18 protein-coding genes are annotated in these 26,809 nt (G+C 43.2%); 14 read left to right on the top strand and 4 right to left on the bottom strand.

Features of this window, described 5'->3' with window-relative positions; all coding sequences use genetic code 11:
- Positions 1 to 34: 34 nt before the first annotated feature.
- Positions 35 to 751: an SIMPL domain-containing protein gene (locus ACT3TU_RS08370; protein ID WP_192522400.1), complete on the top strand. Its 717-nt coding sequence runs from the start codon at positions 35 to 37 to the stop codon at positions 749 to 751.
- Positions 752 to 886: 135 nt separating this feature from the next.
- On the opposite strand, the gene ACT3TU_RS08365 is transcribed toward ACT3TU_RS08370, so the two are convergent.
- Together ACT3TU_RS08365 and glnA are read right to left on the bottom strand one after the other, a co-directional pair.
- Entirely contained in the window at positions 887 to 1,684 is a 798-nt protein-coding gene (locus tag ACT3TU_RS08365; RefSeq protein WP_192522399.1) for a DUF4124 domain-containing protein, read from the bottom strand.
- Positions 1,685 to 1,874: 190 nt separating this feature from the next.
- Positions 1,875 to 3,290 carry a type I glutamate--ammonia ligase gene (gene glnA, locus ACT3TU_RS08360; RefSeq protein ID WP_442059789.1) on the bottom strand — a complete coding sequence of 472 codons (1,416 nt, stop codon included), beginning with the start codon at positions 3,288 to 3,290 and terminating at the stop codon, positions 1,875 to 1,877.
- 514 nt (positions 3,291 to 3,804) lie between these two features.
- On the opposite strand from glnA, the gene ACT3TU_RS08355 reads away from it, so the two are divergent.
- The 5 genes from ACT3TU_RS08355 to ACT3TU_RS08335 all read left to right on the top strand — a co-directional run bounded on the left by ACT3TU_RS08355 (position 3,805) and on the right by ACT3TU_RS08335 (position 8,442).
- Positions 3,805 to 4,428 carry an anthranilate synthase component II gene (locus tag ACT3TU_RS08355; protein WP_192522397.1) on the top strand — a complete coding sequence of 208 codons (624 nt, stop codon included), beginning with the start codon at positions 3,805 to 3,807 and terminating at the stop codon, positions 4,426 to 4,428.
- 103 nt (positions 4,429 to 4,531) lie between these two features.
- The gene (gene trpD, locus ACT3TU_RS08350) at positions 4,532 to 5,653 is read left to right on the top strand and encodes an anthranilate phosphoribosyltransferase (protein WP_192522448.1); all 1,122 of its coding nucleotides are present in this window, start codon (positions 4,532 to 4,534) and stop codon (positions 5,651 to 5,653) included.
- Between the two features lie 128 nt (positions 5,654 to 5,781).
- A complete protein-coding gene (gene trpC / locus ACT3TU_RS08345; protein WP_192522396.1) occupies positions 5,782 to 6,684 on the top strand; it encodes an indole-3-glycerol phosphate synthase TrpC in 903 nt (300 codons plus the stop codon).
- Between the two features lie 104 nt (positions 6,685 to 6,788).
- Positions 6,789 to 7,520: a Smr/MutS family protein gene (locus ACT3TU_RS08340; protein ID WP_192522395.1), complete on the top strand. Its 732-nt coding sequence runs from the start codon at positions 6,789 to 6,791 to the stop codon at positions 7,518 to 7,520.
- A gap of 289 nt (positions 7,521 to 7,809) precedes the next feature.
- Positions 7,810 to 8,442 (top strand): DNA-3-methyladenine glycosylase family protein, encoded by a 633-nt coding sequence (locus ACT3TU_RS08335; RefSeq protein ID WP_192522394.1) that lies wholly within the window; start codon positions 7,810 to 7,812, stop codon positions 8,440 to 8,442.
- A gap of 143 nt (positions 8,443 to 8,585) precedes the next feature.
- Here ACT3TU_RS08335 and ACT3TU_RS08330 read toward each other — a convergent pair whose 3' ends face one another.
- Positions 8,586 to 10,484 carry a mechanosensitive ion channel family protein gene (locus ACT3TU_RS08330; RefSeq protein ID WP_225735322.1) on the bottom strand — a complete coding sequence of 633 codons (1,899 nt, stop codon included), beginning with the start codon at positions 10,482 to 10,484 and terminating at the stop codon, positions 8,586 to 8,588.
- 611 nt (positions 10,485 to 11,095) lie between these two features.
- On the opposite strand from ACT3TU_RS08330, the gene ACT3TU_RS08325 reads away from it, so the two are divergent.
- The 8 genes from ACT3TU_RS08325 (at position 11,096) to ACT3TU_RS08290 (ending at position 25,556) form a co-directional block, all read left to right on the top strand.
- Complete coding sequence (locus ACT3TU_RS08325) at positions 11,096 to 13,003, top strand: TonB-dependent receptor plug domain-containing protein (RefSeq protein ID WP_192522392.1); 1,908 nt, start codon at positions 11,096 to 11,098, stop codon at positions 13,001 to 13,003.
- Between the two features lie 353 nt (positions 13,004 to 13,356).
- Positions 13,357 to 14,781 carry an adenosylhomocysteinase gene (gene ahcY / locus ACT3TU_RS08320; protein ID WP_192522391.1) on the top strand — a complete coding sequence of 475 codons (1,425 nt, stop codon included), beginning with the start codon at positions 13,357 to 13,359 and terminating at the stop codon, positions 14,779 to 14,781.
- A gap of 13 nt (positions 14,782 to 14,794) precedes the next feature.
- On the top strand, positions 14,795 to 15,643 hold the full coding sequence (locus tag ACT3TU_RS08315) for a methylenetetrahydrofolate reductase (protein ID WP_192522390.1): 849 nt from the start codon (positions 14,795 to 14,797) through the stop codon (positions 15,641 to 15,643).
- Positions 15,644 to 15,817: 174 nt separating this feature from the next.
- A complete protein-coding gene (locus ACT3TU_RS08310) occupies positions 15,818 to 16,696 on the top strand; it encodes a 16S rRNA (uracil(1498)-N(3))-methyltransferase (RefSeq protein WP_192522389.1) in 879 nt (292 codons plus the stop codon).
- Positions 16,697 to 16,750: 54 nt separating this feature from the next.
- Entirely contained in the window at positions 16,751 to 18,469 is a 1,719-nt protein-coding gene (locus ACT3TU_RS08305) for an EAL domain-containing protein (RefSeq protein WP_444784275.1), read from the top strand.
- A 387-nt stretch (positions 18,470 to 18,856) separates the two neighbouring features.
- Entirely contained in the window at positions 18,857 to 20,650 is a 1,794-nt protein-coding gene (locus ACT3TU_RS08300; RefSeq protein ID WP_192522387.1) for an acyl-CoA dehydrogenase C-terminal domain-containing protein, read from the top strand.
- Positions 20,651 to 20,977: 327 nt separating this feature from the next.
- Positions 20,978 to 22,762 carry an acyl-CoA dehydrogenase C-terminal domain-containing protein gene (locus ACT3TU_RS08295; RefSeq protein ID WP_192522386.1) on the top strand — a complete coding sequence of 595 codons (1,785 nt, stop codon included), beginning with the start codon at positions 20,978 to 20,980 and terminating at the stop codon, positions 22,760 to 22,762.
- Positions 22,763 to 23,102: 340 nt separating this feature from the next.
- Complete coding sequence (locus ACT3TU_RS08290) at positions 23,103 to 25,556, top strand: site-specific recombinase (protein WP_192522385.1); 2,454 nt, start codon at positions 23,103 to 23,105, stop codon at positions 25,554 to 25,556.
- Between the two features lie 229 nt (positions 25,557 to 25,785).
- On the opposite strand, the gene ACT3TU_RS08285 is transcribed toward ACT3TU_RS08290, so the two are convergent.
- Complete coding sequence (locus ACT3TU_RS08285) at positions 25,786 to 26,628, bottom strand: symmetrical bis(5'-nucleosyl)-tetraphosphatase (RefSeq protein ID WP_192522384.1); 843 nt, start codon at positions 26,626 to 26,628, stop codon at positions 25,786 to 25,788.
- Positions 26,629 to 26,809 lie beyond the last annotated feature (181 nt).

Below are 26,809 nucleotides of genomic sequence, written 5' to 3'. Positions count from 1 at the left end.
AATATTTTAGTAACATTTTACTTAGGAGACAATGATGAAAACCACTCTACTTAATAAAGCGGCTCTGGCCACTGGTACGGCTGCCCTAATGACAGCAATGATGGGTAGCGCCCATGCAGAACCGACCGGCTATGACCAACTTACTTTTCAAACAGAAGTAAAAGAAGAAGTTGCAAACGATGAAGTACGCGCCAGCATGTACAAAAAAGCGCAGGCAGCGGACTCCAAAACGCTTGCTACTACGTTAAACACCTCTATTAATAATGCCATGAAAATCGCCAAGCGCTACCCAAGCGTGACAGTGACTACCGGACAGCAACGTACCTATCCGCGCTATGACAAAAACGATAAAATTATTGGCTGGACAGGGCAAGCAAGCATAGACTTAAAAAGCACTGATTTTGCGGCGACTAGCCAGCTGATTGCTGATTTGCAAGAAACCTTAGTGATGAACAATCTAAACTTTGGGGTTTCAGATGCCAAAAAAGATGCGCTAGAGCAAAAACTGATGACCGATGCTTCTCGTGCTTTTCAACAACAAGCTAAAAACATGACTCGTGCTTGGAATGCACGCGGCTATCGTGTCGTCAATGTCAATCTAAATACTGGCAGCAACTACCCTCGCCCTATGTATAGTGCTATGAATATGAAAGCTGCGTCTGCTGATGCATCTGTACCGAGCCAAAGCTTTGAGTCTGGTAATAGTACAATTTCAGTCACTGCCAACGGTACGATTGAGTTGACCAAATAATTTAGGAAGATAAATATCATTAATAGATTTTAAAACTAAGGGCAGTCGCTGCATTCAGTGACTGCCCTTAGTTTATATAAACTGCTTTTATCTTACGATTTATATCCGTCAATACTTGGCGCTATTTATCACTAGTTATTGTATTACTGGCTGCTCAAGCGTCATTGGTTTATCAGCAACCGGCTTAGTGAATGATTGCATATTGGGTTGTTTGCCATCTTGACGCATTTTTAATAGCACTTTTTGATACCATGGTAGACGCTGATAAGCCAAAAGCTGTTCCGCAATCTTCTTGTTATTTTGCAACGTCTGTGTATTTTGGATGACATAAACGGTACGCTCAACCTGTTTTAGCAGCTGCCCTTTTTCATTTTTAAGCACTATTTTTATATTGTGTGCACCCGGTAGAATATCGACGGTGGCAATTGAAACACTCAGACCTTGCGCCACTTCATTACCATCTAAGTAAATGCTCACGCTATCACCTGCTTGTAGAGCGGGTTTTAGTTGGACATTGACATCGATACTTTGAACTGGACGACGATAAGCGCGTTCTGCGCTAGGCTCAGTAATAGCAAGCTGATAGCTGACAGGGGCTTTAACCGCTGATGGTTTATCGGCAGGTGCAGGCGGCGCTTGGGTACTATTGGCAGGCTGATTATTTGCATTGCCAGTTTGGCTAGCACTGTTTGAACCAACACTATCGTTCCCAGTCATAACACTGGTCTGACTAATTTTCTTGCCTGATTGTTGTTCGTAGTTCTGCGGACGATCGGTAAAGGTAACTTGACCTGTCTTCTCATCGACGATTTTATAAATAGCAGCAGCATTTGCCATCGGCGCGTAAAGACTGGCTGTGCTAATGACGAGTCCTGTGAGTAGACTTAAGGTCAGATTTTTACGTAAAACATTGCTTTTTGATAATAAAGTCATAGTCAATCAGCCCAATAGGTATTGATTATTAATATATAGATAAAACTATTATGCGGTATTTTTAGCATTAAATCAGTAATGACCTCAAAAAACCTCATTAATCAAGCTAACCTCTTTAGTAAACAAAAAAACCAGCTAAGGGTTACTTAACTGGTTTTTCTTAATCAGAGGTTAAAGCTTTTATTGCTGATTAGCAGCTATAGTACAAGTCAAACTCAACGGGATGCACAGTGACGTTTAGACGCTGTACTTCTTCTTGTTTGAGCGCAATATAGGCTTCTAGCATCTCTTTAGTGAATACGTCACCTTTTAATAAAAACTCATGGTCATCTTTTAAGGCTTGCAGTGCCACTTCTAAGTTTTCAGCGACCGTTGGAATCAGTGCTTCTTCTTCTGGCGGCAAGTCATATAAATTCTTATCAGCGGCTTCACCTGGATGCATTTTGTTTTGAATGCCATCAAGACCTGCCATCAACAATGCGGCAAAGGCCAGATACGGATTGGCTGCTGGATCAGGGAAACGCGATTCGACACGGACCGCTTTTGGGCTGCTGACGTGTGGAATACGGATAGACGCTGAACGGTTAGAAGCTGAGTACGCAAGCTTAATAGGCGCTTCATAATGTGGCACTAGACGCTTATAACTGTTGGTCGATGGATTGGTAATCGCGTTCAATGCACGAGCATGCTTGATGATACCACCAATGAAATATAGCGCCGTCTCAGAAAGACCTGCATATTCATCGCCAGAGAAGGTATTGACGCCATCTTTTGAGATAGAAATATGCACGTGCATACCCGAACCATTATCACCAACGACTGGCTTTGGCATAAAGGTCGCTGTTTTACCAAACTGATGGGCGACGTTATGAACGGCATATTTTAGCTGCTGTACTTCATCGGCTTTACGAACTAGGGTGTTAAAAGCAACACCGATTTCTAGCTGACAAGGGGCAACTTCATGGTGATGAACTTCGATACAGCCTTCGCCAACGATATCTTCGATGCGCTCGCACATAACCGTACGCATATCTTGTGAGCTATCCACCGGTGGTACTGGTACATAAGCACCTTTGACACGTGGACGATGACCCATGTTGCCCCACTCATAGTCTTTATTGGTTGACCATGCTGCTTCTTCAGCGACAATTTCGTGGCTGACACCAGACATATCAATCGACCATTTAACTTCGTCAAAAACAAAGAACTCAGGTTCAGGACCAAAGTAAGCCGTATCACCGATACCGGTAGATTTTAAATACTCTTCAGCACGGCGTGCGATAGAGCGTGGATCCCGGTCATAGCCTTGTAGCGTTGATGGTTCAATGATGTCACAAGTCACGACCACAGTGACCGCATCAAAGAACGGATCGATAAATGCAGTCTCTGGATCAGGGCGCAAAATCATATCCGAGGCTTCAATACCTTTCCAACCAGCAATAGATGAGCCGTCAAACATTTTGCCGTCTTCCATCACCTCTTCGTCAACACTATGCGCCGGAAAGCTCATATGATGCTCTTTGCCACGTGTATCCGTGAAACGAAAATCAACCCATTTGGCATTAGATGACTCGATGAGATCAAGTAGTTTATTCGACATGAATATTTTCCTTTATGGTTATCGTATTACTGAGATTAAAGATTAGGGTTTAACGTCAATACTTAAAGCGATGAATTAACTGTTATTTAAAAACTATGAAATCTGTTGCTGAAATTAGGGCGTATTTTCTCGTTTTTAACGGCAGAATTAATGGTAAATTATAATCCGCCGAATAAATGCAGGTGCTATTTTAGCAACATCTGACTCATAATGCTGAACTCTTCAAATGCATATTAGTAAATATTTTTATAGCTGCTAGTAATACTTGGCACTCATACTGGTTAGACAGGCAACGACTCAGCATAACCTGAACAATCAAGACTGATTGAATCTGACTCATAAAAATATAGGCAATGATAGGCTGCGTTTGATAGACAGCAAAATAGTGGTAAGATAACGACGTTTAAAAAGTACTCGTTGTCATAAAAACTGCCTAACTTTACACCTTGCTATAAGTAAAAATCAACGTGGTTAATTATAAAAATGTGAAATCCAACCAAATCAATGAGTTGAACCCCTAATGATTTTGATGATCGATAATTACGACAGCTTTACGTACAATATTGTACAGTACTTCGGTGAATTGCAGCAGGACATCACCGTCTGGCGTAACGATCAGGCTACCATCGAGCAGATTAAAACCCTTGCGCCCGATATCATTGTCATTGGCCCTGGCCCATGTGATCCTGACCGTGCTGGTATTTCCTTAGAGGTTATCGATACCTTTAAAGGCGTTATTCCGATATTAGGTATTTGCTTGGGTCATCAAGCGCTTGGACAAGCGTTTGGCGGACAAGTGGTCAAAGCAGATGAAGTCATGCACGGACGTCTATCTGCTATTTATCATAACGGACAAGGGGTCTTTATTAACTTACCTAATCCGGTGCAATTCACGCGCTATCACTCACTAGTGGTTGATAAAACCAGCTTACCTGAGTGTTTTGAAATGACTGCTTGGACACAAAACATCGATGATGATATCGAAGAAATTATGGGCATTCGCCACCGTGAATTTGCAATCGAAGGCGTTCAGTTCCATCCTGAGTCTATTTTAAGCGAAGCTGGTTATCAGCTGCTTAATAACTTCTTACAAGCGCACAACTTAGCAGTAGTAGACTCAAGTGAGCTGCCACAAGTAGGCTAACTGTTTTTAACGCGTTAGCTTTTGAAAATACGCGACCCATTTAACCAATTTATTTAAACTATAAAAGATAATAATAAGTGAGAACACTATGACCAATACGACTATGCAGGATGCACTTCCAAAAACCATCCATACCCCTGAACACATCAATCAGCTGTCCGATGAAGACACACATAAAATACTAACCACCGCCTTAGATAGAATTTTTCAGCACATCGATCTAACCTTTGATGAGATGTATCAAGTGATGCTCATCGTTATGCAAGGCAGATGCAGCGATGCCATGATGGGCGCTGTGTTGACTGGTCTACGTATGAAAGGTGAGTCAATCGATGAAATTACCGCATCGGCCAGTGCCATGCGTGCCTTGGCTGCCAATATTAGCCCGAAAAATTGCGATTATCTGGTGGATATCGTCGGCACAGGCGGTGATGGCGCCAATTTATTTAACGTCTCTACCGCATCAGCGTTGGTCGCTGCCGCGGCTGGGGCACAAGTAGCTAAGCACGGCAACCGCGGCGTCTCTACCAAGTCTGGTAGCTCAGACCTCTTAGAGCAAGCGGGTATTAGCCTCGCCCTAACCCCTGAGCAAGCACAAGATTGTATCGAAAACCAAGGTATTGGTTTCTTATTTGCACCCAACCACCACAGTGCCATGCGTTATGCCAACCCCGTACGCCGCGAACTAAAAGCGCGGACGATTTTTAATATTTTAGGACCACTCACCAACCCTGCTGGCACACCCAATTTAGTCATTGGCGTCTTTACCGCACAACTATGCGAGCCTATCGCCAAAGTGATGAAAAACTTAGGCGCACGTCATGTGATGGTCGTCGGCGCAAAAGACGGCTTGGATGAAATCAGTCTTGCAACATCGACTACTGTCGCTGAATTAAAAGACGGTAACATCTCCGTATATGAGATGATGCCAGAAGATGCAGGCATCGAATCACAAACGCTTATCGGTCTCGATGTAGCTTCCCCAGAGCAGAGCTTAGCGCTGATTCGTGCGGCTTTGTCAGGGACAGAGACCCACGACCGCGCGATCCTAAAGGCGCGTGATATGATTGCGCTTAATGCCGGCGCAGCGATATATACCGCAGGACTTGCTAGCAACTACCCCAATGGTGTTAGCCGAGCTCAAAAAGTCATCCAAAATGGTGATGCGTTAATTAAGCTTGAGTCCTTAGCCGAATATACGCAGCAGCTGGCAACACAAAACTAATCACTCGTTATTTTTGTGATGACATTTAACTTATGACGCCACTTTATTTGCGATAGTTTAAATCTATCCGTACACCGTTCACGCTATTATTGACTATTTATTTATATTAAATATATTTGGATCCTGCTATGACTACCAACACGACATCCCGCTCAGATATTCCCTCGGTGTTGCAGCGCATTGTCGCCACCAAAAAAATCGAGGTAGCAGCGGCTCGCGAGGCGCAATCGCTTGAGCAGTTACAAGCGCAAGTAGCCGCTGACAATAAACCACGCCGAGGCTTCGCGGCGGCGCTAAGAGCGACCAGCACTAAAGAGAACGGTATCGGCATCATTGCTGAAATAAAAAAGGCCTCACCCTCTAAAGGCATTATCAACCATAACTTTTCGCCCGCATTATTTGCCAAGCAGTATGAACAAGCGGGTGCCAGCTGCCTATCGATATTAACCGACCGCGATTACTTTCAAGGTGATGATAGCTATCTTATTGCCGCTGCCAATGCCTCAAGCCTGCCGATACTCCGTAAAGACTTTATGATTGATGTGTATCAGATTTATCAGTCTTATCTGATGGGTGCGGACTGCATCTTATTAATCATGGCATGCCTTGATGACTCTCAAGTGCAAGAGCTCCATGCTTTAAGTATCGAGCTAGGAATGGATGTATTAATAGAAGTCCATACAGCGGGCGAGCTTGAACGCGCACTACAGTTGCCGCGCTCAGAGCATAATATCTATGGTATTAATAATCGTGATTTAAATACCTTTGACGTCGACCTACAAACCACGCTGGATTTAAAAAACACCTTATTACAGGCGTTGGCGATCGATGATGCACTGGCTGCCAATCCCAACGACCACTTAAAACGCCCACTTATCGTCACCGAAAGTGGTATCCATAATAGCGATGATATTCGTTTGATGTTAGATCACGATATTCAGCATTTTTTAATTGGTGAGCAGTTTATGAAGACCGATCACCCTGGACAAGCGTTACAATCCTTACTTGCGGGCGTCGCAGCAGACGAGTAAAGTAACCCAAACAGTTTGGACTTAACCAAGCTAGATAGCTTATATTTATAAATTAATGGCTATTAATAATTAATTCATTCATCAACCAACGATACGTTAACTTTATGTCAAACTCTCTATTTTCAAAAGAAATGCAAGACCAGCTCAAAGAGCTAAAAGGCCAACTGAGCAAAGGTCGTGATACCAATTCACCTGAAGGTGACAATCAGAAACCAACAGAGCCTGTTTCGCTACTCAGCCAAAAGCAAGTTAAAAAAACAGTCAAACAGTTGGACAGCGAACATATCGATGATGATAAAGTCCTGTTTATGCAAGCGATGCACGGTGTCAGTCAGCTCGATGACAAAAACGTACGCTCACCTGCCAATGCTGCAAAGGCCGGCAAACCTGATGCCACGACGCTGTCTAAACGTGCGGCGGCTCAAGGTAGCGAAAGCGCGGATTTAAGTGCGGGCTTGTCAGATATGCAAGCACTGCTGAATCCTGTCGCGGCTGAGGCGTACTTGTCTTATAAACAACCAACGTTACAAAATAAGATTTTTGATCAGCTCAAAAAAGGCAAGCTGCGTTGGTATGATGCGGTCGATATTCATGGCTGCACCATCGAAGAAGCACGTGATGCGATGACTCAGTTATTAAGTCAAGCGAAGCAGAACAATGAAACGATGGTAAAAATTGTCCATGGCAAAGGCTCTGAGGCAATCTTAAAAACCTGCGTCAATGGCTGGTTGCGCCAGCTACCAGAAGTATTGGCTTTTTGCTCTGCCCCACCAAAAGATGGCGGTAATGGTGCCGTTTTGGTGCTGCTAAAAAAGCCTAAAGCTGATGGCGAATAAGTATCAAGGTTAAACATAAAAAGGACTGCTGTGAGCGGTCCTTTTTTTATATTAAAAATATCACAGGTTCTTGTATAGCTGATCCAATTTAAAAGCGATGCAGTACTATTGCTGTAATTTTTTCGCAGCCTCTGTCTGCGTAGGCACAGCAAGCAAGAAAAAACGGTACCTGCTGTACGTGATGTAGCGATATTACTTCTCACTGACTATAGCACGCTGTAATGGCTGTACTCTTTTTATTTAAAACTAACTATATCAGCATCAATCCCACTTTTAAGGCGAAGCCATTATGAGCATACAGACGATTGAAAGTACTCAGCAATTAAACGCACACATAACGGCTTTGATTGCTATCGAGCCAAGATTTTCTCAGGTTTATGAGCAAGTGGGTGTGCCTGATTTACGCCATAATACGGGCGGGTTTGAGCAGCTGGTAAGAGCTATGGTCGGTCAACAGCTCTCTGTAGCAGCGGCTACCAGTATTTGGCAACGATTGGTTGATGCAAGCTTGATAAGCCCGAAAATGATTAGCCAAGCAACAGACGAGACTTTGAAAGCAAAAGGATTGTCTAAACAAAAGGTTCGCTATATCCGCTCATTAGTAGATCATGATATAGATTTTTCCGCATTAGAAACCATGCCAGATGAAGAGGTGATAAAAACTCTAACCGCCGTTATCGGCATCGGTCAATGGACCGCTGAGATGTACTTGTTATTTTCATTAAAACGAGCTGACATTCTTGCGGTTGATGATTTAGCCATCAAGGTCGCAGCAATGTCGCTATTAGATCTGACAGAACGCCCAACGCCAAAACAGCTAAAAACACTCACCCAAAACTGGGCACCGCACCGTAGTGCAGCTGGTTTACTGCTCTGGTCTTACTACGGCTTATTACGTAATACAGCCGCCCTCCCTTTATAATACCAAACCCAAAAAGTACGATTAGCCGTGTCAAACTCGCTTAGTCTATAATGCGTAGCACTTACACTCTTTTTCCCTGCTACTCTAGTTTTTGTGAATGTTATAAGTTAAGTGTTATAAGGTAAAGACCATAAGGACAGCCCCTAGTTATAAGGCTGATTCCATATAGAAAAATCGAACTTTCTCTTGGTACGCTTAAACTTACTTTTCTTAAGTATACGGCTTCTATTTTTTAATGCTTTAAGGGTACTATTCTTTTTTAATTTCGCGGAGGCAGTCTTTTTCTTATTGTCCGCCCCGTTATTATCAGCGCTATTACCCTTTTTATCTAAGTCAATCGTGTCCTGTGCACTAGTATCATCACTATCATTTTCCTCACTTAATGCATCACTTACAGGGTCATTTATGTCGCCCTCGATAACCGTTTCTATCTGATGTTGAGGTTCAAGTTCAGCTTGATTGACGATAAGCTGCTGCGTTGGCAGCGCATGCTCAACTTTATATTTTTTGACAAGGGTTAATATCTCAACCAACAAAGTATCTTGTTTGCCATAAAACTCTATAACATCAAAGGAGTTAACATAAGCGCGCAGCTGAATGATATAACAGTCTTGGCGCAACTCTAAAATATTGGCCTGATTCCACTCTTGGTTAGTCAGCTCATGATCGTTCAAAAACTTATCTAAATCCTTGACCATCTTAAAAATAACGTCAATATCCGCATTGCGTTTGATATATAAGTTATGCAAGAAATGAAACATGTCACGTGAAGTATAGTTCTCAATTTGCATCGATGAGAAGTCACTGTTGGGAACAGTAACGACTGTGCGGTCTAATGTACGTACCCGTGATGAGCGGATACCGATATCGATAACCGTACCCGCCTGCGTACCAAAACTACAGTAGTCGCCTATCCGTACTGGGGAGTCAGCCACCACGACCACACTACCGACGAGGTTCTCGATGGTCTTTTGCGCACCCAGTGCTAACGCTAAACCACCAACCCCTAATGCCGCAATACCTGTGGTCAAATCAAAACCTAAATTACCGAAGATGACGATGACGGCAAATATTAATAACAGCGCCTTGACCACCTTGCGGAGCAACCCCAAAATCGAGACTCGTTCAGTATGGTTTTTCTTATAGCTCAAATTCACTGCGCGGGTGAACAATGCATCAACAATACGTAATAATAACCAAGTAATCGCGACCCACGAAGCAATTTCAGTAAAGCGATTAACCGGCTCACGTAGAGTCACTGACACGCCAGCGTAAACCATTACCTCAGACAGTATCAACGCCATAATTACCACAGAAAGTGGCAAAATTACTTTATTAGGGAAAGGTAACGGCACGCCGCGTACACGAGGATAACTGATTCTCAGTAAATGATACGATAGCCAAACCATAATATAAGTCAGCAAAAAACTACTGATAATCATGGCCAGTGCCGCCACCAAATCTACTAACTCGTAACCAAGTAACTTCTTGCCCTCTAGTGAGTCAATCGTATAACGAGAGACCAAAGTCGGTTGGTAGTCTTCTATCACCTCTGGTACTGAGCTAAGCGTATCCGTCGAGAACTGCCAGTATTTTTCACCTTGCTCAGAGACCACTCTTTCTAATAGTAGTGGCACATTTTTTTCGCCGACATTAATAGCACCAACATTTTCTTGGTTTGATGGTAATTGGTCGGTTAGATTGCCTTCGGGGGTGTTATTGATTTGCAAATCAGGCTGAAAGCGGCCACCTGCATCAAGCGCCTGTTTGAATTGCCGTACGATCGTCGTTGGATTGTCAGACTTGGATAAATTTAAATAATTACTGGCCAGCAGATAATCGTTTTCACCCAGCGCCCCAATAAACCCTTGTACCGTATGGCGCGGCGTATCTCGCCCAAATGAATCTGGTATAGAGGTATTATCAGTCGTTTCTTCATTATTATTACTACTACTGCCCACACCCAATATACCAGCTTCAGCAGCAACTGCGCTATGCGGTGCAACTAGGCTCAATATCACAGCAATGAGAAAGGCTATCATTGTGAATGATATTTTAGTAGGTGAAAATGACGGAGGTGGCGCGGTGCTGGTACTCAGATGACGCTTAATAGACAAAACAAACCTCATGGCTTTAATAGTATGACGAAGGACAAGATAAGAGTTGCCACTATAATAGCAATTATTTATGACAGCAATGCTTTTGGTTGGCTTTTATATGGTTGGCTATTTTTATAGTTAACTGTATTAGGGTGTGTCCTCATTTTGAAAATGGTGATAAAAATGAGATAAATTGCAGTCAAACAAGGAAAATAGTACAGATAATATCAAGATATTAGCCAGCTATTTGACGCAGTTTGGCAAGATTTAGCCATTCTTAGCCCATTTAGTTGATTTCGTTCAGATTGAGGACATGCCCTAAGACTATCTATAAAAACGCTGATAATAATGCTAGCAGCTCTTAAGGAAATAAACCTTAGCTCATCATGAAAACTACTCAGCCTATGATGAATAAACATTAGGTTAAAGTAGTTTATAAATCAGGCACTTTTATAGATAATGAGCGCGTGTAATAAATGTATTACTTTTTGTAATTTTTAAATTCTTGACCTTCTCTTCTGTATCTTCTTTATTTGATTAATTTGGAATTAAATATGGCTTTATCACGTGCATTTTCGACTACCTATCTTCGGTTATGTATTTTAAGCACGCTTGGCGTATTTGCCATGAATGCAACAGCTGCCACTAATGAATTAAATGATAGCGAGCTACCAGAAGTTGAGCTTGATAAGATCGTCGTAACCGCTACCCGTACAGCGACTAAAATCAGTAATACCATCGCTCAAACCCGAGTAATTGATAAGGAAGAGCTGCAACACCATCAAGGTCAAAGCGCACTTGATGTTCTTAAGCGCCAACCAGGTATCAGTCATTATACCAATGGTGGGACCGGAACCACCTCTAACTTCTATATGCGAGGCTATAACAGCAATCAAATTCTAGTACTTATAGATGGCGTACGCTATAGCTCAATCAGTGCTGGTGGTGCAACCCTTAGCTTATTGCCTGCAGATCAAATCGATCGTATCGAAATCTTATATGGCGCCTCAGGTTCTAGTATCTATGGCGCAGACGCGATGGGCGGCGTGATTCAAGTCTTTACAAAAGGTCGTGATGCAGAACAAAGCCATTTCTCTGTTACTGCTGGCGTAGGCTCTCATGATCAATACTTATACGGCGCTAGTGCCCAAATTAATAATGATAGTGGTACGACTCTAAGTCTATCAGCCAGCCATAATGAAACAGATGGTTTTAATGCCACTTTGCCGGACCCTAGCAATCCATACTCGTCTTACAATGGCGATGATGATGGCTTTAAAAGTGACAATGTGAGTTTGGCGATAACACAACGCATCAATGAGCAATGGTTAGCGGGTGCTAGTGCTTTATACAGCAAGTCCACGACAGACTTTGATGATGGTGATTTTGAAAACGCCCATGCAGACCAAGAAAATGGAGCCGCTCAGGCGTTTGTTGATTGGCGTTATCTGCCTGGCTCATCCTTAAAGCTTCAATACGGTCACTCAATTGATAAGAGTGATACTTATGGTCAATTTGGTGACGTATTTAATACTAAGCAAGATCAAGTTAGCTTGATTGGACAACACAAACTAGCAGTTGGCCAAGGTATCTATGGGTTAGAGTACCTTAACCAAGGTCTCGATAGTACTGCTTATGACGTCAATGATCGTGATGTGAAAAGTGCATTTTTAGGATACGTATTAGCAAACAATCAATTCGATGCTCAAGCCAACCTACGGTTTGATGATGACTCACAATATGGTAATGAAACCACCTATAACTTAGGCGGTGCTTATCATATTAATCCTAATATACGCGCTGGGGTTAACTACGCTAAAGGATTCCGCGCCCCTACCTTTAATGACTTATACTATCCTGGCTCAGGAAATACTGACTTGAAGCCTGAAACCAGTGATAACTACGAAGCCTTTATGGAGTACGACACTGATATTCAGTCTACACGGTTAACCGGTTACTATAGTAAAGTAGAAGATTTGATTGGCTATGTTGCTAAGCCCACCCCAAGCAATCCGTTTGGTGGTAGCAGCGAAAACGTTGATAAAGCCAAAATCAAAGGTGTGACATTAACGTCAGACTGGGTCGTTGATAACTACCTATTTGGTGGTAGCTATGACTATCAGCAAGCAAAAGATGATAGTAACGGAATGAATGATGGTAACTTCCTGTCTATTCGTCCCGAACATCAAGGGTTGGTATATGCTGGTTATCGCCTACCAAGCTTGGATATCCGCGCTGAATATGAACACGTAGGTGATTATTATAGCAATGTCGCCAATACAGACTCACAATTGGTCGACTCTTATGGCTTAGTGAATATCAGTGGTAACTATAAACTGACTGACAATCTATCGATGACCGCACGTCTAAACAATATTACTAATAAAAAATATATTACCCTGCCCGGTTATGATACTGACGGTATCAACTTCTTCACCTCACTTACTTATAACTGGTACTAAGCTTATTTAGCGCCAGTTATAAATTAGGTCATAAATAATTAAGGTCATCACTCGATGGCCTTTTTTTATGGTATTAGAAATCTCATCATCATTTGATATGCCATGATTGCCTATTATTTATATCAGTCAATAGGTGACAATCTAGGTTGCATCTATTACAATAATCACCCTCCGAGAGGTGTTGCGCCATAATCATTGATTACTGCATTTAAGCTATATCGCTGTGCATATTATTCATTATGTTAGGCTCGGTAACTGTTTAATAATCACTCCGCTGATTATTGACAGCGCAAATAACGGCACCTGCGTTTTTATTCTTTTTATCATAAATTAACCACTGATAGGAGCATATTATGGACGCAGTGTCTAACACCCCATCTGCCCATACGATCGATCCCTCTTTCACTGACTATAAAGTCGCTGACATCAGCTTAGCTGATTACGGCCGCCGTGAAATCACCCTTGCTGAAGCCGAAATGCCTGCCCTGATGGGTTTGCGTCGTCGCTACGAAGCAGAACAGCCGCTTAAAGGCGCGAAAATCGCTGGCTGTATCCACATGACTATTCAGACTGCCGTTCTTATCGAGACGCTGATTGCGCTCGGTGCCGAAGTACGCTGGACGTCATGTAATATCTTCTCAACCCAAGACCATGCTGCGGCTGCGATTGCTGCTGCTGGTATTCCAGTATTTGCATGGAAAGGCGAAACTGACGAAGAGTACGAATGGTGCTTACGTCAACAAATCCACGTTGGCGGTGAAGCGTCTGGTCAGCTTTGGGATGCAAACCTAATCTTGGATGACGGCGGTGACTTAACTGCTTTGATTCATAATGATTATGCCCAATTGCTGGATAATATCCATGGTATTTCAGAAGAAACCACTACTGGCGTCCATCGCTTGGTTGAAATGCTTGGTAAAGGCACGCTAAAAGTACCTGCTATCAACGTCAATGATGCGGTCACCAAGTCTAAAAACGACAACAAATACGGCTGCCGTCATAGCTTAAATGACGCTATCAAACGTGCTACTGACATGTTCCTTGCTGGTCGTCGCGCCTTAGTTATCGGTTATGGCGATGTGGGTAAAGGCTCGACGCAAAGCTTACGTCAAGAAGGTATGATTGTCCGTGTTTCAGAAGTCGATCCTATCTGCGCGATGCAGGCATGTATGGACGGTTTTGAAGTACTATCACCATATATCAATGGCGATAACAGCGGTGGCGCAGAAAACATCAATACTCGCTTGCTCGAAGACACCGACATGATTGTCACCACTACCGGCAACTATCATGTTTGTGATAGACATATGCTAGCGGCGCTTAAACCGGGTGCAGTGGTTTGTAACATCGGTCACTTTGATACCGAAATCGACACGCAGTTTATGCGTGATAACTGGCGCTGGGTTGAGATTAAACCACAAGTCCATCAAATCTTCCGCTCAGACGATGAAAACGACTATTTAATTTTGCTTGCTGAAGGTCGCTTAGTAAACCTAGGTAATGCGACTGGTCACCCATCACGCGTGATGGACGGCTCATTTGCCAACCAAGTACTAGCGCAAATGTATCTGTTCGAAGAAAAATTTGCAGAGCTACCAGCTGATACACGTGCTGATAACTTATACGTCAAAGTATTGCCTAAGAAACTTGACGAAGAAGTCGCTGCTGCGATGGTTGCTGGTTTTAACGGTACGCTAACTAAGCTGACTGAAAAACAAGCTGAGTACTTGGGTGTGCCTGTAGAAGGTCCATTTAAGCCTGACGCTTATAAATATTAAAAGGAGCCAGACTGTGACTAAGCCTGCTTTCTCCTTTGAGTTTTTTCCGGCCAAAACTGAGCAAGGTCATGAGAAGCTACTCAGTACTTATGATGAGCTGAATAAGCTATCACCGAGCTACTTTTCGGTGACTTATGGGGCTGGCGGCTCAACCCGTAGCCGCACCTTGGATATTGTTCAAGCCTTATGCGCACGCGGTCAGACCGATGTTGCACCGCACATGTCTTGTATCGGTGATGATAAAGCGGAAATCGCTGAATTGCTGGAGCATTACAAAAGCTTAGGCATTAAGCGTCTGGTAGCACTACGTGGTGACTTGCCATCAGGGCAAGTTGGTATGGGTGAGCTGCCGTTTGCGTTAGACTTGGTTAAGTTTATCCGTGAACACTCAGGTGACCACTTCCGTATAGAGGTAGCGGCCTACCCTGAGATGCATCCCCAAGCGCGTAGTTTTGAGTTCGATGTTGATAACTTGGTTAATAAATATCAAGCTGGTGCCAATTCTTCGATTACCCAGTTTTTCTATAACGCCGATAGCTATTTATATCTGCGTGACAGCTTAGAGAAACGCGGTATCGATACCGTGGCGCAGCCATTGGTTGCTGGTATTATGCCGATTACCAACTCTAGCAATCTGGTACGTTTTGCTGATAGCTGTGGCGCAGATATTCCGCGTTACGTGCGTAAGCAATTGGCCGACTTTGGCGACGACCGCAAAGCCATTCGCGAGTTTGGTTTTGAGGTGGTACACCGTCTTTGTGAGCGTTTAATCACTGAGGGCGCGCCCGCCATGCATTTTTATAGCATGAATAAGGTTGAGCCTAATAAACGTTTGGTTGAAGCTTTAGGACTGTCTACTTAGAATCCTCTACTTAAACCGGTACTATATTGATTAGCTTAAAAACTGGCGTTCTTAGGAGTGCCAGTTTTTTTTGGTATTACGATTGCATTAATGACAAACCCTTTACCCACTCAAATGATATTCTGCTAAGATACTGAACATATATCATGACTGCCATTATAGGAATAAGTAACTTTGCGACGTTTTTTTTATGCCACCAGTGATGAATCAAATCTAACCTACCCTCAGCTTAATAGTTTGCCTATCGGCGCTGATATTGAGTTAACAGAGAGTATCGTTCATCATTGGTGCCGGGTATTACGAGCCAATATTGGCGATCGAGGTATTTTATTTGATGGCTTTGGCGGTGAGTATCAAGTGCAGCTAAAAACTATCAGCAAAAAGCACGCCACGGTAACGTTATTGGCTCATATCAATGAAGACCGTAGTGCATCCGTATCAACTAAAGTCGGTCTGGTGATGAGTCGCGGCGAACGGATGGATTATGCGATTCAGAAGTCGACTGAGCTTGGGGTGACTGCTATTCAACTGCTAAGCAGTCATCATGGCGAGGTTAATCTAAAACCTGCACAAGTCGAAAAAAAGCTTGCACACTGGCAGCAGATCGCTATTGCCGCCTGTGAACAATGTGGACTCAATCGCCCACCGCTTATCCTTGCCCCGCTATCTATCACTGACTGGCTGAAACAATTAGAAGCCAATCCCTATAAGCCTTCCAAAACTTCAAACACAGAAACAACGGTCAGCTCTATCGTAGCCATGCTTAGCCAAAGTCCCTATTATAAAGTATTACAGCAACCAGCCGACTTGAGACTACAGTTAAGCGTGCCAGCAGAAGGACAACCCGCTAGGCCTGAATCCTTATCCACCGTGCTAAAACAACAAACCCCTTATATTGAGCTCTTGGTTGGCCCTGAAGGCGGACTTAGCAGCGATGAATGCGCACAAGCCGCAAACGTGGGTTTTAAGCCTTGGCAAATCGGCACGAGAGTCTTACGTACTGAGACCGCACCCGTGGTTGCGCTAGTCACCCTACATGCTCTCAGTCATTAGTTTGTAATACTGTCACGCTATCTATTAATCAATTTTGACGTAATGAGTTCAGTTATGACCGCTTTTACACCTATGCCACTGGCAGACAAACAGCAATTATTGGTTAAATTATGTGAGCAATTTGAAGATGCTATATTCATCTTAGATAAAAATTTACGCTATTTATCGGTCAATGCCACCTATGAGCTAATGCTTGGTTATACGGAGGATTTTTTGCTTGGTCGACCACTTGGTATATACGCGACAAAGTTTTTATCAGAAGAAGAAAGCGCGATTTTAAAAGACATTACTAATTGCTTAGATAGTACTGGCTTTTATGAAAGTAATTTTTCGATGCCAAACCGTTATGGACAGATACTTGAATGTCATATGACTTATCGCAAGATTTGTATTGAAGATTCTGTTTATTATATTGGCATGGTGCGTGATATGTCCTCGGCGGTCAAAGACCAAAAACAGGTAGCCCACTTGCTCAATTATGATCAATTGACTGGCCTACCTAACCGTAAGGTATTCTTGAGTCAAGCCAGTGACTTACTGTTAGACAGTTCCCAAAAAGTCGTCATTGTGCGCTTAAATATTGACCGTTATCGTAACCTTGCCAGCCTACTAGGCCCTGATGGTATCAACACGTTGATAAAAAGCTTTGTCACTCGTCTCAAAGCGCTAAAACTGGATAATTTGCACTGTTTTTCACATTTTGGCGGTGACGATTTTGCTTTATTGTTTGAATGTAATGGTGCCAACATAATACACAATCAGCTGACCAGTTTGATGCAAATGTGTGAGCGACCCTTTTCTTTAGAAGACAATGCAGCGACAGACACCGATATTTATTGTCATATATCGGTCGGGGTCAGCTACTTCCCTGAAGACGATGAAGAGTTGATAGGATTATTGACCAAGGCTGAAAAAGCATTACATTATGCCAAGCAGCAAGGCGGGGACGATATCTGCTGGTACGATACGGCAATTGATGAGGCCACAGCTGGCGGTTTACAGCTAGAAGCTGAGCTGAGATCAGCTGCTATTGAAGGTCAATTTATACCTTATTACCAACCAAAATTTGAATTAATGACTGGCATCATCATTGGATTTGAGGCGCTTGTACGCTGGCAGCACCCAACTCGTGGACTGTTAAAACCCATACACTTTATCGATGCTATTATCACTCACAAACTGTCGTTTGATCTGTTCACACAAATGGCCATTAAAATCACCAAGCAGATATCTGTTTGGCAACAGCAAGGCTTCTTTCAGCACATTTGTATCAACGCTGATGCCGCTGAATTTAGCCACCCTGATTTTTTTGAAATGGTAAATAGTCTACTGGTACAGCATGATATCTCTGCGCATCAGCTGCATATCGAAGTGACTGAATCCTCTTTAATTCAGCGTCATGCCCATGTCAAAAAACAACTGGATTTGCTCAAAGCACTCGGTGTGTGTCTTGCGCTAGATGACTTTGGTACTGGCTACGCCTCTTTAAGTTACTTACAACAATACCCCTTTGACTTTATTAAAGTTGACAAAAGTTTTATTTCTAACATCGAAACCGATCGTACCCAGCAAGCCATTGTAAAGGCTATTTTGGATTTGGCAGTGGCCTTGGATATGCAAGTGGTCGCAGAAGGTATCGAAACCGAACAGCAGCGCGATATACTTTTAGCGATGGGTTGTCAGTATGGTCAAGGCTATTGGTTTGGCAAACCTGTCACGGCCCAGGCAGCGACCGAGATGTTGATTCAGCAATACGCCACCAAACAAACCTAAGATAGTTAGTATTTTTTGACCCACTATCACCAGTATTTTCATAGAGTTATTCGCAGTATCCTGTAGCGCCTAACGTCGATTGCACAACCGATGCAAGATGGGTTCATGACTTATCAGTGCTGTCACCAAACTTGTATAATCCCCTATGAAAGCCTATCTTTTATAGTGAATTTGTTAGGTCTCATAAAATTTTAAACCGATTCTAACAATCACCATTCTTTTCAATACCATTTTAGCTAATCAATAATTTAAATGATCTGCATGACTGCTTATCATTGATTTAGTTTCTTTAAATTAAAGTAGGCAATATCGAGGCACTAAATAAAAACGCCCTCACCTGCTTACGATTGATTATTATTGGTTATATTCCCAAAAGGACAGGAAGTTATGCAATATAAAGCACCCTTACGTGATATCAAATTTGTCATGCATGAGTTACTTGATAGCGAAAGCCACTATAAAACATTACCTGCATTTCAAGAAGCAGATCGTGAACTAATGGACAGCTTATTTGAGATGGCGGCAAGCTTTGCTGAAAATGAGCTGTCACCACTCAATCAAAGCGGTGATGCTGAAGGCTGCCAGTTTAACAATGGTCAAGTCACCACACCAAAAGGCTTTAAAGAAGCGTATAAAGAGTATTGTGAACTAGGTTTCCCTGCATTGTCTGCTGAAGAAGAATTCGGCGGTCAGAACATGCCGTTTTCATTGTCTACGGTCATTAATGAGATGGTCGGCACGGCAAACTGGTCATTCTCTATGTACCCTGGCCTATCGCATGGTGCTATCCAAACCATCGAGCATCACGGTACGGACGAACAAAAACAAACTTACCTAGAAAAAATGGTCACCGGCGAATGGTCAGGTACCATGTGTTTGACCGAGGCACATGCCGGTTCTGACTTGGGTATTATCCGTACCAAAGCTGAACCAAAAGAAGATGGCAGCTATAGCATCACCGGTCAAAAAATCTTTATCTCAGCGGGCGAGCACGACTTAACCGACAATATCATCCATATCTGTTTAGCTCGCCTACCAGGTGCGCCAGCTGGTACTAAAGGCATCTCGTTGTTTATCGTCCCTAAAGTGATGGTCAACGAAGACAACAGCCTAGGTGAAAATAACCAAGTAGCGTGTGGCTCTATCGAACACAAAATGGGTATCAAAGCCTCAGCCACTTGTGTGATGAACTTCGACGGCGCAACAGGTTACCTAATTGGCCCTGAAAACCGTGGTCTACAGTGCATGTTTACCTTTATGAACGTGGCTCGTATTGGCACGGCAGTCCAAGGCCTGACGGCAGCAGAATATGCATTCCAGGGCTCACTGACGTATGCCACAGACCGCTTAGCGATGCGTTCATTATCAGGTGCTAAAGCGCCAGATAAAGTCGCTGATCCTATCATCGTCCATCCAGCGGTTCGTAACATGCTATTGACTGAAAAAGCCTTTGCAGAAGGTGGTCGCGCATTGGTTTATTACCTCTCACATTTTGCAGATACTGTGGCAAAAGGCGAAGGCGATGATCTTAAGTTTGCTGACCAAATGCTGTCATTATTGACCCCTATTGCCAAAGCGTTCTTGACCGAAACTGGCCTAGAAGCAGCCAACCATGGCGTACAGGTTTATGGTGGTCACGGCTATGTTAGCGAATGGGGTATGGAGCAAAACGTCCGTGATACGCGTATTGCTTGCTTGTACGAAGGCACCACTGAGATCCAAGCACTTGATCTATTAGGTCGTAAAGTGCTCGGCTCACAAGGTAAGCTGCTAGCAAACTTTGTTCAAATCATCCAAAAATTCTGCGAAGAAAACAAAGACAACGACGAGATGGGTCAGTTTATCCGCCCACTTGCCAAGCATCTAAAAGAATGGGGCGAGCTGACGTCACGTATTGGTATGCAAGCGACTGAAAACCCAGATGCGGTCGGCGGCGCAGCAGTTGATTACATGTACTTTAGTGGCTATGTCACCCTAGCCTACTTATGGGCGCGTATGGCACTCATCGCACAAACCGAAATCGCTAACGGTAGTAGCGAGCAGGCGTTCTATGATGCCAAAGTGAAAACCGCGCAGTTCTACTTCGCTAAGTTACTGCCACGTACGACGACCCATGTACAACGCATCAGCACTGGCGTTGAACCATACATGAGCATGGATGTGGATCAGTTCGCTTTTTAATTAGAGGCTAAACACTGCTACTACTGTATTTTTATCGGCAACATACTCAAGTGTGTTGCCGATTTATTTTGTGGGTATATTGCAATGAAAAACACCGTTTATAGATGGTAATTAGCTATTCTTGTTACATCGCTATGGTTTTTAAGATCTATTTAAGTACTTCAATAGTCTATACTGACTTTTGGTGCACGGACAATTCACGAAGAAACACCCCAGCGCACACGCTTATTTGTTAAACTTTGATTATTAATCACCGAGATTAAATCAAAAGAACAATTGATATTCTTAACCACTCCAATTTTATTTATTTGAACCAAAGGAATGTTTATGGCTGTTTATAATGCCCCTCTTAATGACATGCGCTTTATCTTAAATGATGTGTTTAATGCGCCTAAATTCTGGCAAAACAATGAAAACCTAGCTCATGTTGACATGGAAACAGTCGATATGATTTTGGAAGAAATGGCAAAACTGTCAAAAAACATTCTATTACCTATCAACCGCAGTGGTGATGAAGAAGGCGCCACTTTCGAAGGCGACGGTGTCGTCACGACCCCTACTGGCTTTAAAGACGCTTATAAGCAATATGCTGAATCAGGTTGGGTTGGCTTAAGCGGTAACGCTGAATACGGTGGTCAAGGCTTCCCAAAAATGGTCACCATGCTGACCGAAGAGATGGTATTCACTGCCAACCAATCGTTTGCCCTCTACCCTAACTTGACCGTTGGTGCGACGCTTTGCCTAAATGCGGCTGGTTCAGAAGAGCAAAAACAAACCTATCTAGAAAAAATGTATGCTGGTGAATGGGCTGGCACCATGTGTTTAACAGAGCCACATGCCGGTACTGACTTAGGTATTATTAAAACCAAAGCCATACCAAATGATGATGGTAGCTACGATATTTCTGGTACCAAAATCTTTATCACTGGTGGTGAGCACGACTTAACTGAAAATATCATTCATTTGGTATTGGCAAAAACGCCAGACGCCCCTGCTGGCTCAAAAGGCATTTCATTGTTTGTTGTACCAAAATTCTTGGTTAATGAAGATGGCAGCCTAGGCGAGCGCAACACCCTAGCCGTCGGCTCTATCGAACACAAAATGGGCATTAAAGCTTCGGCGACTTGTGTGATGAACTTTGATAGTGCCAAAGGCTGGATGGTTGGTGCTGAAAATACCGGTCTGTCATCGATGTTTATCATGATGAACTATGAGCGCGTGACTATGGGTCTGCAAGGCCTTGGTGGTTCTGAGCTTGCTTATCAAAACGCGGCACTATATGCCAATGACCGTGGTCAAGGCCGTAGTGACACGCAGCTACAAAGTCCAGAAAAACCAGCTGACGCCATCATTTATCATGCCGATGTGCGCCGTATGCTACTGAACGCCAAAGCCAACACTGAGGCATCGCGTTGCTTTGCTATGTACGTCGCCAAAAACCTTGACGAAGAGAAATTTAGTACCGATCCTGAGTCGGCAAAAGCTGCCGCCGCGCGCGTTGCCCTACTAACGCCAGTGGCCAAAGCATTCTTGACCGATAAAGCACTAGAAGCCACGGTTGATTGCCAGCAAGTCTTTGGTGGTCATGGCTATATCCGCGAATGGGGTATGGAGCAAATCGTTCGTGATACGCGTATTGCGCAGATTTATGAAGGCACTAACGGCATTCAGGCGCTTGATTTATTAGGTCGTAAAGTGGCGAAAAACAACGGCAAATACGTTAGCCATTTTTTAGGTGAGATTCGTGACTTTGTCAATAATATGCAAGCAGATCATGGTATCAAGCAAGCGACATTAGATGCTGCCGATACGATTGAGGCGCTAACCAACACGGTACTGGCCAACATTGGCGAACGTAAAAATGAAATTAACGGCTGTGCCGTTGACTATATGCATGCCTTCGGTTACCTCGCTTATTCATACATGTTTGCATTGATGGTGGAAGCGGCCAACGGTAAAGAAGGTGAGTTTTATACCAATAAAGCCAAACTTGCTGATTATTTCGTCGGTCGTATCTTGCCACGCATTGATGCTCATGCACAAATGGTTCAAGCAGGTAGTGATCCAATGATGAATTTTGATCTTGACTACTTTGATGTGCCTGCAAGCTAAATAACATTACAGACTTACTTATAAAACTCTAAGTGAGAGGACAGTTATATAACTGTCCTTTTTTTTGCCAAAATAATTTTTATAAGAATATGGTCATTGAAAAGTAATATCTATAAATCACGTACTGCTGGTATAAACTTTCCTTGCTTGCTGTGCCTACGCAGACAGAGGCTGCAAAAAATTTATACCAACAGCACTGTAGCATTTTGGCTCTAACGACAAAAATAACTGCTAACAAAATAATTAACTATCGTTGCTTGGTTATGATTAAAATAACGCAAGACAGAATATCGCTCGCAGCCTGAGGGCGGGTTAAAATAATTATAACCAAGGATGCAATGTGTCAGAAATAAAACACATTTTACAGCAGATTACGGCCTTAAGTGATGTGCCCGATCCTGCGGTACTTAAACGCTTAGTAGCTGAGCTGCGGGTCAGTGATAAAGAACCTGCGTTGGCCAATGAAAACATGCAAGCACTGATTGACATCCTTCGTCAGCATCCTGAGCATGGCGATGGACTGTCTAGCTTTGTCTTAAAACTCATCATTCAATACCGCCAAATTGCTCTGTATACCGACACTGGTATCATGTCAGATCAAGGATTTTTTAATAGCTTACGTCGCCTCATTGGTCATCGTTTTTTACCATTATTGCCGCAAGAGGATTCAGTCGTTGAACTAATCGGTTATTTGTTTGATAAGCACTCTGATGAACGCTGGCTAGCCAATATTGAAAAAAACAAATGGGATGAGCTGGTTGAGCTGCTCAAAGTACAAGAGAAGCACTTAGATTTAGTGGCAACGGCAAAAAACAGTATTTTGAATGCTATTATTATCCTATCTTATCGCATCAGCGGTATCGGTTTGCATCCTGATCTGATGGAATCTTACCCGCAAATATTAAATTATTCAGCGTCTTTTGTGGCACAAAATCAAGAAGCCGTACTATTCGTTAATCAATACAGGCAAGCACATGAGCTTGATACCTTAACCGATATTACCCCTGAACATGCCGTCGACCCAGCGCCGCTGCTGGTCATGATCGAGCAGTGCGAAGACATAGTCGCTACAGTACGTAAACGTATCTACAAGACGGGAATCTCTATTCGTTTGACCAATATGATGCTGCGCTTGGATCAAAGTCTTCAGCGTATGCGCATCTTAACCGAGCTGGTGACCGATGGTAATAAAAACCGAGATCGCGCCGTTATTGAGCTGATACAAACGCTGATTACCACCGCCAATCGCCGTTATAGTATTGGCTACTTGATTGATAACAATACCAAATTACTCTCGCGCAAAGTCACTGAAAATGCCAGCCGTGTCGGTGAACATTACATCAGTACCGATAAAGCGGGCTATCAAAAGATGTTTAAAAAGGCCTCTATCGGCGGCTTTGTTATTGCTTTCATGGCCACTATTAAAATATTGGCGTACCAATTGGCACTCGCTCCGATGGGACGAGCCTTTATTAACAGTATGATTTATGGCTTGGGTTTTGTTTTTATCCATGTCATCCGTGGTACGGTTGCGACCAAACAGCCCGCTATGACTGCTGCAGCCATAGCCTCGACCATATCTGATGGCTCGGGGAAAAAATCACACCAGCTGACTAAGCTATCAGAATTGGTCGTCGATATTTTGCGTACTCAATTTATCGCCATTATGGGTAACGTCATGTTAGCGATACCCGTTGCGCTTATTATCTCTTTTGCGTGGCTGCAATATACAGGCGTGCCGATGATCGATTCTGAAAAAGCGGGACACCTGCTCCATGAGCTTGATCCTTTTCGCTCGCTGGCGCTGCCCCACGCTGCCATTGCTGGGGTGTATTTATTTCTGTCGGGTCTCATTGCCGGCTACTACGATAATTTAGCCGTTTATAACAATGTAGGCGCGCGTATCCAACGTCATAGACTGTTAAAGTACATATTACCCAAGTCCTGGCTACAGCGTCTAGGCGGCTTTGTAGAGGCTAACCTTGGCGCAATCATGGGTAACTTTTTATTCGGGGTATTCTTGGGTAGTACCGCGACTATTGGTTTTATATTTGGCTTACCAATTGATATTCGTCATATTGCCTTTGCCTCGGCTAATTTGGCGCACGGCTTATTCAATATCTCCGCCGATGATATAAGTTGGAGTGTTATTTTAGTATCCATTCTTGGTGTAGCGCTTATTGGTATCGTCAATCTGATGGTCAGCTTCTCGCTAGCGTTATTTGTGGCATTGCGTTCTAAAGAAGTCAAATTCCTTGAATGGAGTCGTTTATCCAAGCAGATTTTTAGTCACATACTAAGCCATCCTTCTGACTTTTTTTGGCCACGTGATAAGCCAATGAAATACGCGCGTATCGATAGCCAAGGGCATATGATATTTGATGATACCTCAGCGCAAAAAGGGGGAAAACCGTTACCCAGTAATTATGTCGTCAGGCGGTTATCTGATGCCAGAATCCTACCTAAATCTAAACAAGCTAGTACCCAAAACGCATCAACAAATACCAACATATACTATGACAACCAGCCCAAAGGCGAACATCATCAATCTCAAGCATCTCCTAAAGGAGTCGTCGATCTTGATGATGGCTTAATAGATAACGAGCTCAATAGTGTGCCTTATACTGATGACATTCAATATGATCAAGCGACTAAAATACTCAATAACCTCACTAATGCTCATGGTCAGGCAACGGACAATGAACAACCTCATGCTAGCAACGATGTTAAGCCTGCGGGCGACGCCAAAACACCTTTACCAAAACCAAAAAAGCCACCAAACTTACCCAGTTAATGGGTTTATTTGATGGCTGGACTGGTTACTTTTAAATATAGAGTTAAAATACTTTAAAAACGCTACGATACTGCGGGTATAGTTTTTTTGCAGCCTCTGTCTGCGTAGGCACAGCAAGCAAGAAAAAACGGTACCTGCAATACGTGATGTAGCGATATTACTTCTCACTGACTATAGCTACCTAAAAAATAACTTTTTCATATACTTATAATTATGACGTGTCTTCATATTATGATTGTGGCAGTAAGCAATGGGCACTTGAGGTTATAGCTTTACCGTCACTTAATCGATAGGCCAATAGATGATTGCCCCAAACGCAGCCACCATCAAGCGCACGCGCATAAGGCAAATCAACCTCACCTTTTAGCGCCGCCCAGTGACCAAATAATATCTTACGGTTGCGCGGCACCTGCCATTCAAACCAAGGCAAAAAATCTTTGGGCATTCGCTCATCCAAACCTGCAGAAAAGCTAAACTCCAGCGACCCATCCTGTTGACACAAACGCATACGAGTAAAGTAGTTAGCAATCGCTCGCATTTTAGTAAAGCCATTAATATCTGTATGCCAGTTATCGGCTGTTTTCCTATATAAGTGCGGCAATAAGCGATCAAGCTGTTTTAAGCTGGCTTGTAGTTGTGACTCCAATTGCTGCGCATAATTCGCTGCTTCCTCAATACTCCAATGTGGAGGAATACCTGCATGCACCAACACCGTATGCTCATCAGGGTAAGCCAATATCGGCTGATGGCGTAGCCATTCAAGCAACTCATCGCAATCATCAGCAGCAAAAATCGGTGCGGTCTTATCTTTTTTCTTGATTTTCGTCGCGCCGCGCCAGACGGCAATTAGATTAATATCGTGATTACCAAGCACCGTTGCAGCCGCCCCTTGCTCACAAAGTGCTTTGACATGGCGCAACGTATTTAACGAATCTTCGCCGCGTGCTACTAAATCCCCAGCAAACCATAGTTTGTCTTGGGTAGGATCAAAGTCCAAGGTTTCAAGTAGCTGAAGGTATGCCGCATAGCACCCTTGCAAGTCACCGATGACATACTGCTGGCGAAAACTCATAAAACCTCTATATTTTTTTATTAAGCTTCTTGCAAAAGACAGAAGCCAATTTCGAAACTCACTAAGCCTGCGAACAGCTTTATTCTTAAGTCATAACGCTTGTAACGATTTCGGTAGCACGCAGCCACAATTTTAAACAGCTTGATTCAGCCTATTTTAGGCTCAATCATAATATGAAACT

The sequence above is a fragment of the Psychrobacter sp. AOP3-A1-26 genome (genome assembly GCF_052378235.1).
GTDB lineage: Bacteria > Pseudomonadota > Gammaproteobacteria > Pseudomonadales > Moraxellaceae > Psychrobacter.
This window is presented reverse-complemented; position numbering and strand designations above follow the sequence as displayed.

What these genes read in the sequence shown, in the direction of transcription:
- ACT3TU_RS08370 (WP_192522400.1), top strand. Translation starts at nt 35, where the DNA reads ATGAAAACCACTCTACTTAATAAAGCGGCTCTGGCCACTGGTACGGCT.
- ACT3TU_RS08365 (WP_192522399.1), bottom strand. Translation starts at nt 1,684, where the DNA reads ATGACTTTATTATCAAAAAGCAATGTTTTACGTAAAAATCTGACCTTA.
- ACT3TU_RS08355 (WP_192522397.1), top strand. Translation starts at nt 3,805, where the DNA reads ATGATTTTGATGATCGATAATTACGACAGCTTTACGTACAATATTGTA.
- trpD (WP_192522448.1), top strand. Translation starts at nt 4,532, where the DNA reads ATGCAGGATGCACTTCCAAAAACCATCCATACCCCTGAACACATCAAT.
- trpC (WP_192522396.1), top strand. Translation starts at nt 5,782, where the DNA reads ATGACTACCAACACGACATCCCGCTCAGATATTCCCTCGGTGTTGCAG.
- ACT3TU_RS08340 (WP_192522395.1), top strand. Translation starts at nt 6,789, where the DNA reads ATGTCAAACTCTCTATTTTCAAAAGAAATGCAAGACCAGCTCAAAGAG.
- ACT3TU_RS08335 (WP_192522394.1), top strand. Translation starts at nt 7,810, where the DNA reads ATGAGCATACAGACGATTGAAAGTACTCAGCAATTAAACGCACACATA.
- ACT3TU_RS08330 (WP_225735322.1), bottom strand. Translation starts at nt 10,484, where the DNA reads ATGATAGCCTTTCTCATTGCTGTGATATTGAGCCTAGTTGCACCGCAT.
- ACT3TU_RS08325 (WP_192522392.1), top strand. Translation starts at nt 11,096, where the DNA reads ATGGCTTTATCACGTGCATTTTCGACTACCTATCTTCGGTTATGTATT.
- ahcY (WP_192522391.1), top strand. Translation starts at nt 13,357, where the DNA reads ATGGACGCAGTGTCTAACACCCCATCTGCCCATACGATCGATCCCTCT.
- ACT3TU_RS08305 (WP_444784275.1), top strand. Translation starts at nt 16,751, where the DNA reads ATGACCGCTTTTACACCTATGCCACTGGCAGACAAACAGCAATTATTG.
- ACT3TU_RS08300 (WP_192522387.1), top strand. Translation starts at nt 18,857, where the DNA reads ATGCAATATAAAGCACCCTTACGTGATATCAAATTTGTCATGCATGAG.
- ACT3TU_RS08295 (WP_192522386.1), top strand. Translation starts at nt 20,978, where the DNA reads ATGGCTGTTTATAATGCCCCTCTTAATGACATGCGCTTTATCTTAAAT.
- ACT3TU_RS08285 (WP_192522384.1), bottom strand. Translation starts at nt 26,628, where the DNA reads ATGAGTTTTCGCCAGCAGTATGTCATCGGTGACTTGCAAGGGTGCTAT.